The organism is Dyadobacter subterraneus (genome assembly GCF_015221875.1).
Lineage (GTDB): Bacteria > Bacteroidota > Bacteroidia > Cytophagales > Spirosomataceae > Dyadobacter > Dyadobacter subterraneus.
In genome coordinates, this window is sequence record NZ_JACYGY010000001.1 from 2,161,634 (window position 1) to 2,178,278 (window position 16,645).

The window sequence follows — 16,645 nt, forward strand, 5'->3', positions numbered from 1 at the left end:
TAGAAACGCACTTTACCACCGTTTTTTATCAGTAATTACAATTATCAAAAGCAGTTACAGATAGATTTACCGGCGAGATGTTTAAATTCCAGTTGGAAATCAACTACTGCCAACGAAAATTTTTATTCTACAACTTCCCTAACATTCCGGTCTTCGTCCCTGATTTCCCGGCCTTCATCCCTTTTTTTTGATCTTTTGGGCGCCTTGTACCACTTTCGGTAGCGGTTTAATGTCAAACAAATCAAGATCCCGTGATCAATGAATGATGGCCGAGTTTCGCGTATCGGGCCTGACACTCTTAATTTTTATAAAACAGGAAACAACTGCATCATGCTGAAAACTTAAGTTTGACATAACCGGTCTGCGAAATGACTTTAATACCAGAACCTTAATCAAAAAAATGAAAACAAATATATTTCCTTCCCGCATTTATAACATGCTCTGCCGGTTTCTGTTTTTAACAACAATAATGTTTTCGGGTGTAACCCAAACTTTTGCAGAAACTACATGGACCGGCGCTATCAACTCAGACTGGAATAATGCGGGAAACTGGTCTTACGGATTGCCCTATCCCGGTCAGGAAGTAGCCATTGCTGCCAGCCGTCATAATCCGGTTATTGCCGCTGGCGTCTCGGTAAATATAAAAGCCATAGCTGTACAGGAATCAGCCTTGCTGACCATTCAGGAAACAGCCAGTCTGACCTTGGATGGTTCAATAGGCTCTCCTAACTCTAATTATTTCGGCACATCACTCGTCAATTTAGGAGAAATTGTAAATAGCGGATCAATTATAATCAGTCCAAACACCGCACTTGGATGGTATGGAATTAATAGTCAGGGCAATTTCACCAATCAGGCGTCAGGTTTGATCAGCATTAATCGCTCTACCGACACAGGGCTGTTTGTTTCCGCCGGCAACTTTACTAATAAAGGAAATATCGTTATCGGCGCGCAGGCGGAAGTCGGGTTTCATGGAATATGGAACGATGGAAATTTCATTAACAGCCCGGGAGGAACGATCAGCATTGACCGTTCTTCGCTCAGGGCCATTGTCAACAATAGCCATACCTTCGCGACAGCTGGTACCATTACAATCGGCACAAACGCTGATGTAGGCGAAAACGGTATTGAAAACAGGGCAGACCTGACAATTGAATCCTGCGGAAAAATACTCTTGCTGAGGGGACAATTTTATAATGAAACAGCAAAAACCACGACTAATAACGGCTTGGTTCAGATCACAAACAAACTGGTAAATAAAGGTTCTTTTACCAATAACGGGGTGCTCGAATATTTTGCAGTGAGCGGGAGTGTTTCCAATAACCAGATCATCATAGGAAACACTCCGGCACCCATTTTTACTTATCCTGACGGATTTACCGCGAATATTCAAGGCATATTCAAAGATGCTCAGGGCACACTCTCCGCCGGAACTTTAAACAGTCAAAATATATTTGTCCATGACGAATCTTTACCGCCGGGAATTCAAACACTTTATGCGAAAGTCAGTCTTTCGAGCGGAAATTGCCCATACATTGTTCCATTTACTTATAATACTTTTCGCTCCGAAGCACCTGAAACATTGACTACCTGGACAGGTGCAATCAGCGGTAACTGGAATGATGCTGGAAACTGGTCAAATGGTATTCCTAACACCTATTCGACGACAATTATTGCGAGTACAGGAGTGGCAGCTTCCATCGGCAACGGGATTGCGGCACTGGCAAAATCCGTAGAGGTGCAGCAAGGTGCAACGTTGAATATAGAAGCAGATGCTAGTCTGACGCTTTCATATCTGTCAGCATATTCTACACCGTTTACATTTGATTACACCGCAGCACTCAATAATCTGGGAACTATCAATAATTCAGGAAAACTTGTCAGCGCTACCTCCGCAGGAATGTACGGCGTTGTCAATCAAGGTGTTTTCAATAACAAACCGGGCGCAGAAATTAAGATAGATGACGTGACAGATACCGGATTGTACAATGCCACCGGCACATTTACCAACCAGGCTTCCATTATCATCGGTGCCGATGCTAGTGTTGGATATCACGGAATCTGGAACGATGCAATTTTCAATAATAATGAAGGCAGTATACAGATTGACCGCTCCTCATTGAGCGCTTTAACGAACAATGCCGATGCCACTAAATCCATAGCCGCAACTTTTAATAACCTTGCTGCAATTACGCTGGGGGCTCATGTAAGCCCGGGAAATGCCGGGATCGAAAATCAGTCAGAATTTAATAATAAAACACAGGGTATGATTGCAATTGATCAGTCCACTCTGTACGGGTTGTACCATGCGGCAGGTGTTTTTACAAACGATGGCTCCATTTTGCTTGGTTCGAATGCATCAATTGGCAGCTCGGGGATGACAAGCAGCGCTAATTTCATCAACCGGGGAGAAATCCTGATTAATCGGGTTAGCAATTTTGGCTTTGCACAAAGATCAGGCAACTTCGACAATTACGGGACGATCAGGATCGGAAATATTGGCTCCGCGGGTGTGAATGGCCTGATCTGCGACAGAACGTCAAATGCTGTTCCCATACCGTCATTTTTCAACTATACAGGTGGAGCTATATATATTGATCGTACCACCGAGTCGGCAATGGTTGCTCAAAATTTTACGAATACAGGAGATATCGTTGTAGGATCAATCGAAAGTCCCGGCCTTAACGGGATTATTACTGCTTGGTTTGATAATAAAACCGGTGGTCATATTCAGATAGATCGTGCTAATGAAATTGGAATACGGAGTGCCGGAACATTTAATAATTCAGCAAGGATCACAATCGGCGGACAAGCGGCGCTGGGAAAGGACGGCATTACATTGCTCGGAACTTTCAATAATCTGGCTGGCGGCGATATTCATATCAACCGCACCGCCTACATTGGATTAAATGTCCAGAGTGGAACTTTCAACAACACGGCAGACCTGACAATAGGCGATAAAAGTGCTACCGGAAATTGGGGAATTGTGGCGCAGGGAAAACTCAACAATGATGGTAATATTAATATTGACAGAGCGGGTCAGTACGCGATCTATGTATTCAACGGGGGATTTGTCTCCAACTCGGCCTCTATCGTCATTGGAGCCAATACGTCATCCGGAACTCATGGCATTTATAATTGGTCAAAATTTGCCAATAATGCAGGCGGTGATATCCGCATCAACCGGTCAACCAATATTGGTCTGATCAATTTCGAAGCGGATTTCACAAATGATGGGAGCATTTCAATTGGTGACGCTTATGATGTCGGAGTTTACGGATTGGTAAACCGGGGAACTTTTAAGAATAACGCCGGCTCTCAAATACATATTGATAGAAGCAGTGATACCGGTCTTTACAATTATTCCATTGGTAGCTTTGAAAATGCAGGTGCCTTAACAATTGGCGCCAGCGCGGCAGTCGGTGTTCATGGTATTTTCAACGAAACAATCTTTAAAAACAATGAGGGCGGCCAAATTAAAATCGATCGTACAGCCCTGGCAGCGCTGCGAAATTTCAATGGCACTTTCAGCAATTTTGCATCGATCATTCTTGGGGATCAGGCTAGCCTGGGAACTTACGGCATTCGTAATCAGGCAACTTTTGATAATAATTCAGCCGGTCAGATTATGGTGAACAATGCTGCGCAAGGAATTTTCGCAGAAGAAAAAACTTTTACAAATCATGGAACGGTCACCATCGGACAAACAACAGCCATTGCAGATTTGATCACACAGCAGGGCACCGGTATTTTTTCCAATAGTGACGGAGGCATTCTCAAAGGGACTGGCGCAGTTGCCGGCAATGCCCTACAGCATGCTGGCGGAACATTGTCGCCAGGTTATTCTCCAGGCATCATCACATTTACCGGAGATCAGGATTTCACCAGCAGTATAATGGATTTTGAAATTAGCGGGCCTGGCACTCCCGGGGTAAACTTTGATCAGATTATTGTGAACGGTACAGCAACACTCGGAGGAACATTAAATCTTAGTTCAGCCTATGTGCCTGATAAAAATGATGAAATTATTCTCCTGAGTGCCACTTCGATATCGGGCACCTTCGGTATGGTTTCCGGACAATCTGAAAAATGGCAGATTATTTACACAGAAAATACGGTAAAACTTCGGTACTTCGACCCACTTCCTGTAACGTTGATCAATTTCACGACCCGTGCTTTCAGAAGAACAGTAAGACTTGATTGGCAAACCACCAGCGAAACTAATAACTCAGGATTTTACATCGAACGCAGCATAAATGCGCGACAATGGGAAGAGATAGGTTTCCTTAAAGGCAATGGCACGGCAATGGGAATAAGAAGCTACATGTTTGATGACAATTCGCCAAAAGGCGGTATCAACTACTACCGCCTACGGCAGGTCGACCTGGACGGCACAATGGAATATTCACATATAAGCGCCTGCAAAGTCTCTAAAACCAGCGACGAACTGGTCATTTGGGCTGATGCTTCACGTACCGCCCATATCATAACGGATAGCCCAATTCAGCGGGTTACGGTTATGAGCCTTTCTGGCCAGGTGATAGCCAGGTCGTCTGAATCAACAACACTGGATCTTTCCGGTGGACCTTCCGGTATTGTGCTGATACAGGTCTGGACCGAAGGCGAGGTTATCACACGTAAAGTGATTTTACAGTAAGATTGTTACAAACTTAAACTTCGGTTTAAGAAACTTTCCTATTTTTTCAATAGATGCTCTTAAGTTCCCGTCAATAAGCCAGGAGTGTAAAGTCGTTCATTTTTAAATTAATTAATAACCTTCCCCTGGCAATATATGCTGCGTTCTAATAAATGATGGAGTTGCATATTACCTCCTTATTCACTGTTTATCAAACAATATAAAAGTCTTAAATCATCATAAACATGACTCGATATTTGTACCGGTGTCGTCCCAAAGCCAAAGTTCAACCCAAATGGTAATAAAATAGTATGATAGCTGCCTTTAATCGTAGCTTATTTTCTTCTGAATGAACAAAAGCCCGTCAACTTGGGTTGAGAAGCTTATGTACCCCTTCCCGAACAGTTGTCGAACCAATTTTTAGAAGACTTACAGAAAATTGCTAAGATGGTTGTTTAGATTTTAAAGCATTGAAAGGCCAGATGAGTGGTGAAACAAATGGCGAATCAACGTAATCATCCTTTGTGGTACACTTAAATCGCGGTTTAAAGTAAACTATGCAAGAGACGTACATTCCCTCTTAATGGCTGTAAATGAGCTAAATTTTACAATATAGCCTCCATCGGACACCTTAATCTGTACTCTGCTTAATAAAACTGTAAATACCTACAAATGGTCGTCATTGTTTCAACGTACACGACAGATTTTGTTAGATTGACCGTTTTGTTGGGATAACTAGCGATGTGCTATTAACCTGAAAGGTGAGAGCAGTATCCGTTGAACTGTAATTCTACAGTTATTGATTGATCATATTCAAATACGTTTTCTCAGATACCCGGATTTTTCTAATTTAAGCTCCGATATTCATTTGGAAGTAACTCCGGTCATTTTTTTGAAGAGCCGTGTAAAGTGTTGTTGATATTTAAATCCCAGTTGGTAGGCAATTTCGCCCATTGAGATGTAGCCTCAAAAATTTTCACTTTTGCTTCCTCGATGACTCTTAATTGTATTAAATCCAAAGCGGTATTTCCGGTTTCTTTTTTAATTGGATCGCCAAAATAGTTAGGCGATAAATAAAGCCTTTCTGCACAGTAGCACACGCTCGGCAGACCTAATGTTTGCACTTTTCCTGAACTGAAATAATCATTTAGCAGATCTTCAAACCGTGCTAAAATATCTTTATTGGCATTAACACGTGTGATGAACTGCCTGTCGTAAAACCGCATGCAGTAATTAAGAAACAATTCGATATTGGAAACAATCAGCGTTTTACTGTGCTTATCAATATTCTGGTATATTTCCGTTTTTATCCTTTCGAAGGAATCGACAATTGTTTCCTTCTCTTTTTTCGATAAATGCAAGGCTTCGCTGACCTCGTAAGAAAAGAATGAATATTCTTTAATCATTTTGCCCAGGTGGGTGCCTGCGATCAGATCGGGGTGGAAAATGAGCGCATAGCCCGATGGTTTAGTAGCAACTCCCTTGCTGTCAATACCGTAAACTTGTTCGGGTGCTACAAAAACCAAGGTGCCGTCTTCATAATCATAAAAGCTGGCAACCATATGTTATGTTGCCACACTTGATATTTTTTAAGAACACGGCATAGACACCCATGTAACGCCTGAAATGCTGCACGGTTGGTATTTCATTGAAATTGATCACACTTACCAAAGGGTGCATCGTGTCGGCCCCAGTCCAATTATTGTACTGCTTTACCGTATCTATCCTTTCTACTTTTTCCATATCTCAACAATTTGATTTCAAATATAGTCACGCCATAACCAATATATTCTTATTGAAGGCCAAATCCGTAAAAGTGGTAAATAAACCAGTAATCTGTATAAAAATGGAAGCTGTCCTGGATCGACCTTTGCTATACAAAATGACCGGCAAACATACAATCATGAAAATTATACTTGGCATACTGCTTTTTAGCGCGACGATGACGAATGCACAAACGATGATGGTACGGATCTCTGAAATCGAAATCCTGCCGGAATACTGGGCCGACTATAATGCCATTCTGAAAAAAGAGGCGGCAGCATCTGTCGAAAAAGAGAAAGGCGTGGTGGCCATTTTTCCAATGAGTATCAAGCAAGAGCCAACCCAGATCAGGATCGTAGAGATCTACGCCGACAGCTCAGCCTATCAGGCGCATCTAAAGACCCCGCATTTTCAACATTACAAGACAACTACCCTCAAAATGGTAAAGGCCTTAAAGCTGGTTGATATGTATGCCCTTGATCCTAAAACGATGTCAGCAATTTTTAAAAAACTGGAATAGGATATAAAAATGAAAAATTTAATGATACTGCTGTTTGGACTTTTTTTAGTAATAGGAAGTATAGCCTGTAAAACAGATGAGCCGACCATTGCCAGTCCGAATTTGGAGAACAACAATGAAAATACCATTGATACAATGAGCAACCGGCTAAAAATCAAGATTGGCTCAAAAACGTTTCATGCCATGCTCCTTGACAATGCCACAGTCACTGCTTTTAAAGCAAGGCTGCCGTTGACGATTTCCATGAGCGAGCTAAACGGAAACGAGAAGCTTTATAATTTCCCTGCAAACCTGCCAACCAATGCCTCAAATCCAGGAACGATAAATACCGGTGATTTAATGATTTACAGTTCCAATGTGCTTGTACTGTTCTACAAAAGCTTTGCAACATCGTATTCGTACACCAGACTAGGGAGAATAGCAGATCCTTCCGGGCTTGAAGCAGCATTAGCGGCATCGGCTGCCGGTGCCGGGAATGTGACAGTGACATTTGAGTTGGAGTAAAAAAAGAAGTTATGAATAATCAATTAATAGAAGCAGATATTTTCGAACGGATACAGGCTGGCAAACCAATCCGGAAAGATGATCCCGAATACGGAAAGTTTGGTGAAGTGGTTTCCCGGACCATCAGGCTTTGTGTTCAAATGAATGCCGAAGCAAATGGTCTGGATGATGTCCGTAAGTGGTTAGGGGAGATCATAGGAACTGAGATAGACGATTCTACAACCATATTTCCTCCCTTTTATACCAATTTCGGCCAGTCGATTCGCCTTGGTAAAAACATTTTTATCAACCATGCCTGCTCATTTTTGGATATTGGCGGGATCACCATTGAAGATGACGTACAAATCGGCCCTAGGGTCAACCTTACATCCGAAAATCATCCGCTAAATCCCGCAGACCGGAAGACATTGCTGCTTGGCTCGATTCTTATCAAAAGAAATGCGTGGATCGGGGCAGGTGCAACGATACTGCCAGGGGTTACCATTGGAGAGAATGCAGTGGTAGCAGCCGGTGCGGTAGTAAGCCGCGACGTAGCACCCAATACCGTCGTTGCAGGAATTCCTGCGAAAGTTGTAAAGCAGATTCAGTAATAAGGAAATCCCTGTTATTAAAATACATCACCATGGACAAATATAAATCAAGAGATAAGCCTGAAAGGGTAGATAGTCACGAATCCCGACGGGACTTTTTGAAAACGTCTTCTATTTTGACTGCCATTGCCGTCGCTCCCGCTACGGTTGCCAAAGCAGCGGAGTATAATTTGGGAGAAAAAATCAGTACGGCATTTGAAACAACTCCTGTAAACCTGACCGTCAATGGTGTGAAAAAGCAGTTATCCGTGGAACCACGTTCGACGCTTTTGGATGTACTTCGTGAGCAACTGGATTTGACCGGGACCAAAAAAGGATGCGATTATGGGCAATGCGGTGCATGCACGGTGCATGTGGACGGCCAGCGCGTGCTATCCTGCCTGAGCCTGGCGATAATGCAAGAAGGCAAACAGGTTACTACCATTGAAGGGATTGCCAAAGGCGACGAGCTGCACCCAATGCAAAAGGCATTTATCAAACACGACGGTTTCCAATGCGGTTACTGCACGCCCGGCCAGATTATGTCCGGGATTGCCTGCATTAACGAAGGTCATGCAAATAGCAAAGAGGATATCAAGGAATTTATGAGCGGCAACATCTGTCGCTGCGGGGCATATCCCAACATTGTGAAGGCGATTCAGGAAGTTAAAAACGGAGGGCAACAATCATGATACAGTTTCAATACGAACGCGCATCAACAACGAAAGCGGCGGTAAGCGCGCTGGCCAACAATGCCAATGCCAAAATCATAGCGGGAGGTACGAACCTGGTTGATCTGATGAAACGCAACGTAATGGCTCCCACAAAACTGGTTGACATTAACGCCCTTCCACTCAGAAACATCAAGCAGCAGAACGGTAAGGTCATCATTGGAGCACTGGCGCTCAATAGCCAGGTGGCCGATGACAAACTGATCCTGGAAAAACATCCGTTGCTTTCAAAGGCATTAAATGCCGGGGCATCTGCACAAATCAGAAATATGGCAACCGTCGGAGGTAATATCATGCAGCGCACAAGGTGTTCTTATTTTTATGACACGGCGCTTCCCTGTAATAAGCGAGAGCCCGGCAGCGGCTGTGGTGCTTTGGAAGGTGTGAACCGGATGCATGGAATTTTTGGGACGAGTGAACAATGCATTGCTGTGCACCCGAGTGATATGTGCGTGGCTTTGGTGGCACTGGACGCCACTGTTGTCGTTTCAGGACCGAAGGGAGAAAGGCGCATCCCATTTGAAGACTTTCACCGCCTACCCGGCAGTCAGCCCGAAAAAGACAATACGATGCAAAAAGACGAGCTGATTATTTCAGTTGAAATTCCCGATAATGCATTCAGCAAAAACACCCATTATTTCAAGGTTCGCGACCGTGCTTCTTATGCTTTCGCGTTGGTTTCGGTAGCGGCGGCGCTAGATATGGATGGTAAAACCATCAAAGAAGCCAGGCTTGCCATGGGCGGTGTGGCTCACAAACCCTGGCGACTGAAGGAGGCTGAAAAAGCACTTGCCGGAAGACCGGCCAACGAAGAAACATTCAGGCGGGCGGCTGAAATTGCCATGCAAGGGGCGAAGGCCTATAAACACAATGCCTTCAAATTACAGCTGGGCTCGAATGTGATTGTGGAAGCATTAAAAAATGCTGCGGGCATTGTGTAGGCAAATCATCAATCCTTGAAAGAAAAAATTATGAACGAAGCATTTTTTGATAAAAAAGAATACAAACCGCTTGAAAGGGTCGATGGCCGTTTGAAAGTTACGGGTGCCGCCAAATACTCAGCAGAATATGTTTTGCCCAACATGGCTTATGGTGTGCTCGTAGGAAGCCGGATTGCCAAAGGCACAATCAAAAGTATTGATTCAAAAGCAGCTGAGCGTGCCCCGGGCGTTTTAGCTGTTATTTCACATTTGAATGTGATTAAAGTACCGGGATATGCGCCTAAGGGTGAGCATCCTTCGGAGCCTGCAACCGGCGGACAGCCACTGCGTGTGTTTTTTGACAATAAAGTCTATTCCAATGACCAGCCGATTGTGATTGTGGTCGCAACCAGCCTTGAAAAAGCACAGTATGGCGCGTCACTGGTCAAAGTGCAATATGATAAGCAGCAGCATCAAACAGACTTTGAAGCGAATGCTAAAAATGCTGTGACCGCTGCTGCCGCTAAGAAAAATCCCAAATCCCCGACAGCCGATTACAACCGTGGACAAACGAATGCCTACGAAACTGCACCATTCAAAATAGAAGCTGAATATGTGCTGCCGACTGAAATGCACAACCCGATGGAATTGCAGGCGATTACTGCGCATTGGGAAGCAGACGACCGGCTGACCATTTACGATAAAGTGCAGGGGACAAAGACAACACAGAAGACTTTTGCCAAAGAGTGGAATGTGCCTGAAGAGAACGTTAAGGTCATTGCAACGTTTGTAGGCGGTGCTTTTGGAAACGGGTTGCATAGCTGGCCGCATGAATCGGCTGCCATCATTGCAGCCAAACAGGTGAAGCGACCTGTGAAACTGGTGCTGACCCGCGAGCAGATGTTTACCATGGTAGGTTACAGGCCACGCACGTGGCAAAAAATACAGATGGGAGCGGCCAAAGATGGCAAACTGGTTGCGATCAACCATCATTCGATTGGTCAGACTTCGACCTATGAAGAGTTTACAGAATCGACGCTCATGCAGACTAGGATGATGTACGCTTCGCCAAATGTTAGCACGCGTTACCGGCTCCTGCCGCTGAATGTTGCGACGCCAATCTGGATGCGCGGGCCGGGCGAAGCGACCGGGGCTTTTGCACTGGAATCGGCCATGGACGAAATGGCGCACGCCATTGAAATGGATCCGATTGAATTCAGGATTGCCAACTATACCGAGACCGATCCGGACAAGAATATGCCTTGGTCGACCAAATATATGCGTGAATGTTATGAGGAAGGCAAAAAGCGGATAGGGTGGGAGAACCGGAAATTAAAGCCTGGTTCGGTGCGTGAAGGAGAGTGGCTGGTAGGATATGGCATGGGAACAGGGACTTTCGGAGCAAACCGTGGCCCGGCAACCGTGCGGGCAGAACTGGATATGGAAGGGAATCTTGTGATGCATTGTGCCATCACGGATATAGGCCCTGGGACTGCGACAGCAATGGTGCAGGTCGCAGCCAATACCACCGGGATTGCACCGGAAAAAATAACATTTCACCTGGGCAGTTCTGAATTCCCAAATGCGGGTTTGCAAGGCGGATCTTCCACGGTTAATAGCGTCGGGCCTGCTGTCCAGGCTGCTTGTAATGCTTTGAAAGAACAACTAATTACAATGGCAGCAGCAAAAAGCAGTTCGGATTTCGGCGCTGCCAAACCGGATGATATCATGTTTGAAAAAACAGAGATCCTGCTTACAGCAAAGTCTTCTGTAAAAGTCAAACTTGCTGATTTATTTAAACATAACAATGTTGAAAAAATCGAAACTACACAGGAATCAAAACCAAGCGAAAATGGCAAAAAATATTCGATGAATGCCTTTTCTATGCACTTCGCGATGGTTCATGTGCATCCTTTTACCGGACAGGTGCGGGTGAAGAAAATAGTTTGCTGCGCAGATGCCGGATCGATTGTAAGTCCTAAAACAGCGGAAAGCCAAATGATTGGCGGGGCGACGGGCGGGATCGGTATGGCATTGACAGAAGATGCGGTAATGGATCACCGGTACGGTCGATATGTAACCAAGGATTTCGGCGATTATCACGTCCCTGTTCATGCCGATGTTCCTGACATAGATGTCTATTTTGTAAACAAACCCGATCTATTGGCCGATCCGGTAGGCAGTAAAGGGCTTGGAGAAATTGCCATCATTGGTGTGGCTCCCGCGATAGCCAATGCAGTTTTTAATGCGACTGGGAAACGCGTGCGGGACTTACCCATTACACCGGATAAGCTTCTTTAAAAATTACTTAATAATCTAACTAGTAAGTCAAATGAGCCAGATAGTATATAAGTTGACGATTAGGCTGACACTGGCGGTTACTGCTGCCTTTTTGATATCCCTTGATGGTTTTTCACAATCGAAGGCCAAGTCAGATGAGCTTACCCAACAAGCTATTTTTCCAAAAGGTGAGCAAGGTCCTGCTAATAATTTTACGGGTAAGTCTTTTTCCACCAGATTAGTAGATAGCGATTCTACGTATAATACATTGATTGGAAATGTGCTTTTCGAACCCGGCGCGAGATCAAACTGGCACAAACACCCGGGAGGCCAGATCCTTATTATAACAGCTGGCGTTGGATATCATCAGCAGAAAGGAAAACCAATAGAGATCATGAGGAAAGGCGACGTGGTGAAGTGCCCACCTAATGTAGAGCACTGGCATGGGGCAAGCCCTGACAGCAGCTTGCATCAAATGTACATTATTCCCAATACACAAAAGGGAATTGTTGAATGGCTGCTACCAGTAACTGATAAAGAATACAATGCATTAAAATAACGTCCCGGACCTGTAAGTCAAATTTGTAAAGAAAGATCACTATGAAACTTACAAGGATAGGCTCTCATCCATCTGTTGTCGGGCCAGATAATTGGTTCACAGGGAAGGTAGGCATCGACGCTTTGTTTCAACCCAACGAATTCAGGCGGCCGCAGGCAGCAAGTGTCACTTTGGAGCCCGGCGCACGAACTGCCTGGCATACACATCCGCTGGGTCAAACGCAAATTGTGGCTTCTGGCGTGGGCTTGGTGCAAAGAAAGGGAGGTAGAGTTGAACATGTTTTTCCCGGAGATATCATTTGGTTTTCAGCTGGGGAAAAGCGTTGGCATGGTGCAACCGCTACGGTCGCAATGACGCATATTGCAATTCACGAACTGCTGGATGGCAAGGTTGTTGATTGGATGGAAAAAGTTGGAGCTGCTGACTATGACGAAGTTGTGAAGAGCCATGAAAACTGAAGGAAGCAGATCAACTTAGAATGTTTCGATGTCACCGGCTGCGTTTTAATAAGGTAGTATTAAACTATTAAATTTTGTCAAACTCCTGAAACTCCAGATCAGCAGTTCTTTGTAATAGAAGAAATCTATAATCATTTTACAAGATTATACGGTCATTAAAATGTAAACTAAACGGCTGGACATACATTCCCACTTATTCGCGTGAATAGGCTAAATTTCACAATAGAATCACTTTCGGGAGCCTTAATCTGAACTTTGACTTAATCAAGTTGCAAAACACTATCAAAGAGTTGGCGGGAAACGATACTTTTTGAATTGTAAGTGCTTGTGATAGTTGAGATCCTTTTCGCAAGAACAATATAAAACAAAATAGCAGCCAAACCATTTACTTCATAGGCTGACTGCTATTGATCTTATTGCTTTTCTGATTTAACCATTTACTGATCATATGCCAACGAACTTGACAATTCACGATAAGCGTTGGTCTGCTGTTGTAATGTTGAAATGATCTGCTCTGCTGTGCCTACGGCATCTGCGCCGCCGAGGAAGCGAAGGGGCGGCTGCGGCGCACCGGCAATAGTAATGATCGCCTTGGCCAGTTTTGCAGGATCACCTGGCTGCAGGCCGTTTGCGCCTTTCCAGAATTTCATCTGCTCCACGCGGCGCTCGTGATAGTCGGCTATCTCATTTTCAGTATATTGTGTTGATTTCTCTGTAAGCAGTTCGGTACGGTAAAATCCTGGATTAACAACTGAAGTAGTTAAACCGAACGGTGCAATTTCAACTTGCAAAGATTGCATCCAACCTTCGATACCAAACTTGGAAGCTGCATAAGCCGCACAGAATTCGCCGCCTACCAGACCTGCCGTTGATGAGATTGAAATGATGTGACCGCTTCCCTGTTTACGCATCACGGGAAGGGCAGCGCGCGTGACTTTCATTGGACCAAAAAGGCTTGTTGAAACCTGCGATTCAATTTCCTGCATTGAAAGCTCCTCAAAATAGCCAGCATTGAAATTAGCCGCGTTATTGACAAGTACATCCAGTTTGCCAAACCTTTCAACCGCCGCATTGATTGCTGCTACTGCATCTGATTCACTGGTGATGTCAAGTTTAACAACAAGCAGGTCATCGTAATGGCCGATGGCCAGAGATACTTTTTGCATATTGCGTCCTGTTGCAACCACTTGATGACCTGCTGCAAGTGCTGCTTTTGCGATATCGAGGCTCAACCCGCGCCCGGCGCCGGTGATAAGCCACACTTTTTTTTGTTTATCCATGATTCGGTCTTATTTAAAATAAATTTATTGGCAGCAACTAGCAGCCAGATAAAAAATGAGTAATTGATAACCTTCTCACCATAAGTTGTGACCTATGTGCCTTAAACTTTTGCAAAATGGGCTGCATATTGTTCCAGGTCTTGCTTGATGTGTTTGTTATGAAAAACATCTTAGCAACTCCTTCCATCCAGGATATCATAGAACCGGCTAGTATTGCGCTCACGCCCAGTATGGCAATGTTAGTCGGCCGTTTTCTTCGGTTGTGTTTTTCATAGAATCTTTGCCTGTTTTATAATGTATAGTCAATCGAGCTCATGTGGGCTTCACCCATACGTTCGCCGAAAATGGGGAACTTAGATAACATGGTATCGATATCTTGAACATCCTTTTGGGTCAGAACAAGGTTTTGAGCACCTAGATCTTCTAATAAGTGGTCCTGGGTACGCGTACCAGGAATGGGTACAATGCTTGGGCTTTTTGCCAGTAACCATGCAAGCGCAACCTGTGATGGGGTGGCATTTTTTGTGGCAGCATAACCCTTAAGCCATTCGATTAAAGGCATATTCATTGGCAAGAACTCTTTTGAATAGCGTGGAAAACCTGCACGGAAATCTGTTTCCTTATCAAAGTAAGTTGTCGTATCATATTTGCCGGTTAAAAATCCCGATCCTAATGGCGACCAGGGAACAAAGCCAATTCCTAACTCTTCACAGGTTTTAAGCACACCATTTAACTCAACATTGCGTGTCCACATCGAATACTCTGACTGCACAGCACTCACGGACTGCACGGCATTGGCATGACGAATTGTTCTAGGGCTTGCTTCCGAAAGGCCAAAGTGTAAAACCTTGCCTTGCTGAATGAGGTCTTTGATCGTACCGGCTACATCTTCTATAGGTACGTTTGGATCAACGCGGTGCTGATAATATAAATCAATATAGTCTGTACGCAGGCGCTTTAAAGATTCTTCAACGACCTTTTTAATTCTCTCTGGCCGGCTGTCGAGTGCAATGGTTCCATCAATTGCAAATCCGAATTTGGTGGCAATCTTTACCTGATTACGAAAAGGTTGAAGCGCTTCTCCAACAAGCGATTCATCGGTGTAAGGACCATAAACTTCCGCAGTATCAAAGAAGCGAACACCATTCTCAAATGCTGTTCTAATCGTTTTTATAGATTGTTGATGGTCGGCGGGTGGGTTATAATTTCCTGCCATATTCATACAGCCCAGGCCGAGTTCTGAAACTTCAAGGTTTCCTAGTTTGCGAGTCTTCATCTTTGGTTCTACTTTGTATGTTGATTTTCTATCTGGATTTGATTTGCCGGTGGCAAATGCAGCAGAAATGGGAGCCAGTACTATGGCCGATCCCGTGAGTGCTGTGTTTGTTAAGAAATTACGCCTTGTTATCATGACACAAAGGTCATGATAACCGAAGTCCAGAAATAAAGAAAAACAAAGTAAAAAGTATGAAAATCAAAGGTGGCCGGCTCTTACAGCCTTTGGAATGCTTCCGGTTTTCTTTTTGAAGAAGTTATTAAAATAGGTTGGATATTCAAACCCAAGTGCATAGGCTATCTCGGTTATATTCCAGTCGGTATGTTGCAGCAGGGCTTTTGCTTCAGCAACAACCCTGTCACTGATTAGAGTGGATGTTGACTTTCCGGTTATTTCTTTGACCGCGCTGTTCAGATAATTGATATGCACGGATAGGTATCCGGCATAGTCCTGAGCTGTTCTCAGCATCAGTGGCCGGTCCGTACTTTCGACAGGAAATTGGCGCTCTAATAATTCAAGAAATACAGATGTGATCCTGCTCGACGCATTATTATGTTTAATGTTATTTTCGGAAGGCTGCATTTTCAACGCCTCATGGATGATCAAGCTCATGTAATTTCTAATCAATTCATCCTTAAAAGCATATTCTGTTTCCTGCTCTTTGATCATTTCCTCGAACAGCCCTGTCAGCTTAATTTTTTGGTCTTCATTGACGCCAAAAATCGGTGTTCCGCCTAATCTAAAAAGCGGCGATTGCATCAAGCTTTCCGAACGTTGATTCGGGTTTATGAAATCCTCAGTAAAAAGACAGGTATAGCCAGAATGATTTTCTGATCTTGGTTCGCATGAATAAGGGATACGTGGGTTTCCGAAAAACAGGAAAGTATCCTCTGTTTCAATGCTCCTGTCAGCATAATTGAACAGAAACCTGCCAGTTGTAATATTGATTTTATAAAAATCTTTCCGGCTGTAACTGTAACCACCTAATCTGCTATCTGTCTTGTAAACTTTAAACCCTTTCAGTGTAAGTTCACTAGTAGATACCGGTACGAGGTTGTTCTCTTGAATGCTCATACTGCAAAACTAAGAAAAACAAAGATATTATCTAGTATTTATTTACAACATCATTTGATGCTGCTGTGATGTTC

The 16,645-nt window shown here is 44.0% G+C and carries 13 protein-coding genes; 9 read left to right on the forward strand and 4 right to left on the reverse strand.

Features of this window, described 5'->3' with window-relative positions; all coding sequences use genetic code 11:
* Positions 1-400: 400 nt before the first annotated feature.
* Positions 401-4,657, forward strand: a complete 4,257-nt coding sequence (locus tag IEE83_RS08935) for a DUF8693 domain-containing protein (protein ID WP_194120248.1) — start codon at positions 401-403, stop codon at positions 4,655-4,657.
* Between the two features lie 843 nt (positions 4,658-5,500).
* Here IEE83_RS08935 and IEE83_RS33415 read toward each other — a convergent pair.
* Positions 5,501-5,590, reverse strand: coding sequence for a helix-turn-helix domain-containing protein (locus IEE83_RS33415; protein WP_310588488.1), 90 nt, complete (start codon positions 5,588-5,590; stop codon positions 5,501-5,503).
* Positions 5,591-6,539: 949 nt separating this feature from the next.
* On the opposite strand from IEE83_RS33415, the gene IEE83_RS08945 reads away from it, so the two are divergent.
* The 8 genes from IEE83_RS08945 to IEE83_RS08980 are packed head-to-tail and all read left to right on the forward strand — an operon-like array spanning position 6,540 to position 12,941.
* The gene (locus IEE83_RS08945; protein ID WP_228101737.1) at positions 6,540-6,920 is read left to right on the forward strand and encodes a putative quinol monooxygenase; all 381 of its coding nucleotides are present in this window, start codon (positions 6,540-6,542) and stop codon (positions 6,918-6,920) included.
* A 21-nt stretch (positions 6,921-6,941) separates the two neighbouring features.
* Positions 6,942-7,424 carry a cyclophilin-like fold protein gene (locus tag IEE83_RS08950; protein WP_228101738.1) on the forward strand — a complete coding sequence of 161 codons (483 nt, stop codon included), beginning with the start codon at positions 6,942-6,944 and terminating at the stop codon, positions 7,422-7,424.
* A gap of 11 nt (positions 7,425-7,435) precedes the next feature.
* A complete protein-coding gene (locus IEE83_RS08955; RefSeq protein WP_194120250.1) occupies positions 7,436-8,014 on the forward strand; it encodes a DapH/DapD/GlmU-related protein in 579 nt (192 codons plus the stop codon).
* A 32-nt stretch (positions 8,015-8,046) separates the two neighbouring features.
* A complete protein-coding gene (locus tag IEE83_RS08960; protein WP_194120251.1) occupies positions 8,047-8,685 on the forward strand; it encodes a (2Fe-2S)-binding protein in 639 nt (212 codons plus the stop codon).
* A complete protein-coding gene (locus IEE83_RS08965; RefSeq protein WP_194120252.1) occupies positions 8,682-9,665 on the forward strand; it encodes an FAD binding domain-containing protein in 984 nt (327 codons plus the stop codon). The genes IEE83_RS08960 and IEE83_RS08965 overlap by 4 nt, the downstream gene beginning before the upstream one ends.
* A gap of 15 nt (positions 9,666-9,680) precedes the next feature.
* Positions 9,681-11,945 (forward strand): xanthine dehydrogenase family protein molybdopterin-binding subunit, encoded by a 2,265-nt coding sequence (locus IEE83_RS08970; RefSeq protein WP_310588489.1) that lies wholly within the window; start codon positions 9,681-9,683, stop codon positions 11,943-11,945.
* A 31-nt stretch (positions 11,946-11,976) separates the two neighbouring features.
* Positions 11,977-12,483: a cupin domain-containing protein gene (locus IEE83_RS08975; protein ID WP_194120254.1), complete on the forward strand. Its 507-nt coding sequence runs from the start codon at positions 11,977-11,979 to the stop codon at positions 12,481-12,483.
* A gap of 41 nt (positions 12,484-12,524) precedes the next feature.
* Entirely contained in the window at positions 12,525-12,941 is a 417-nt protein-coding gene (locus tag IEE83_RS08980; protein WP_194120255.1) for a (R)-mandelonitrile lyase, read from the forward strand.
* A 437-nt stretch (positions 12,942-13,378) separates the two neighbouring features.
* Here the strand turns inward: IEE83_RS08980 and IEE83_RS08985 are convergent, their stop codons facing one another.
* The 3 genes from IEE83_RS08985 to IEE83_RS08995 all read right to left on the reverse strand — a co-directional run bounded on the left by IEE83_RS08985 (position 13,379) and on the right by IEE83_RS08995 (position 16,571).
* Positions 13,379-14,221 carry an SDR family oxidoreductase gene (locus tag IEE83_RS08985; RefSeq protein WP_194120256.1) on the reverse strand — a complete coding sequence of 281 codons (843 nt, stop codon included), beginning with the start codon at positions 14,219-14,221 and terminating at the stop codon, positions 13,379-13,381.
* Positions 14,222-14,510: 289 nt separating this feature from the next.
* Complete coding sequence (locus IEE83_RS08990) at positions 14,511-15,632, reverse strand: aldo/keto reductase (protein ID WP_194120257.1); 1,122 nt, start codon at positions 15,630-15,632, stop codon at positions 14,511-14,513.
* A gap of 63 nt (positions 15,633-15,695) precedes the next feature.
* Positions 15,696-16,571, reverse strand: coding sequence for a helix-turn-helix domain-containing protein (locus tag IEE83_RS08995; protein WP_194120258.1), 876 nt, complete (start codon positions 16,569-16,571; stop codon positions 15,696-15,698).
* Positions 16,572-16,645: the final 74 nt, after the last annotated feature.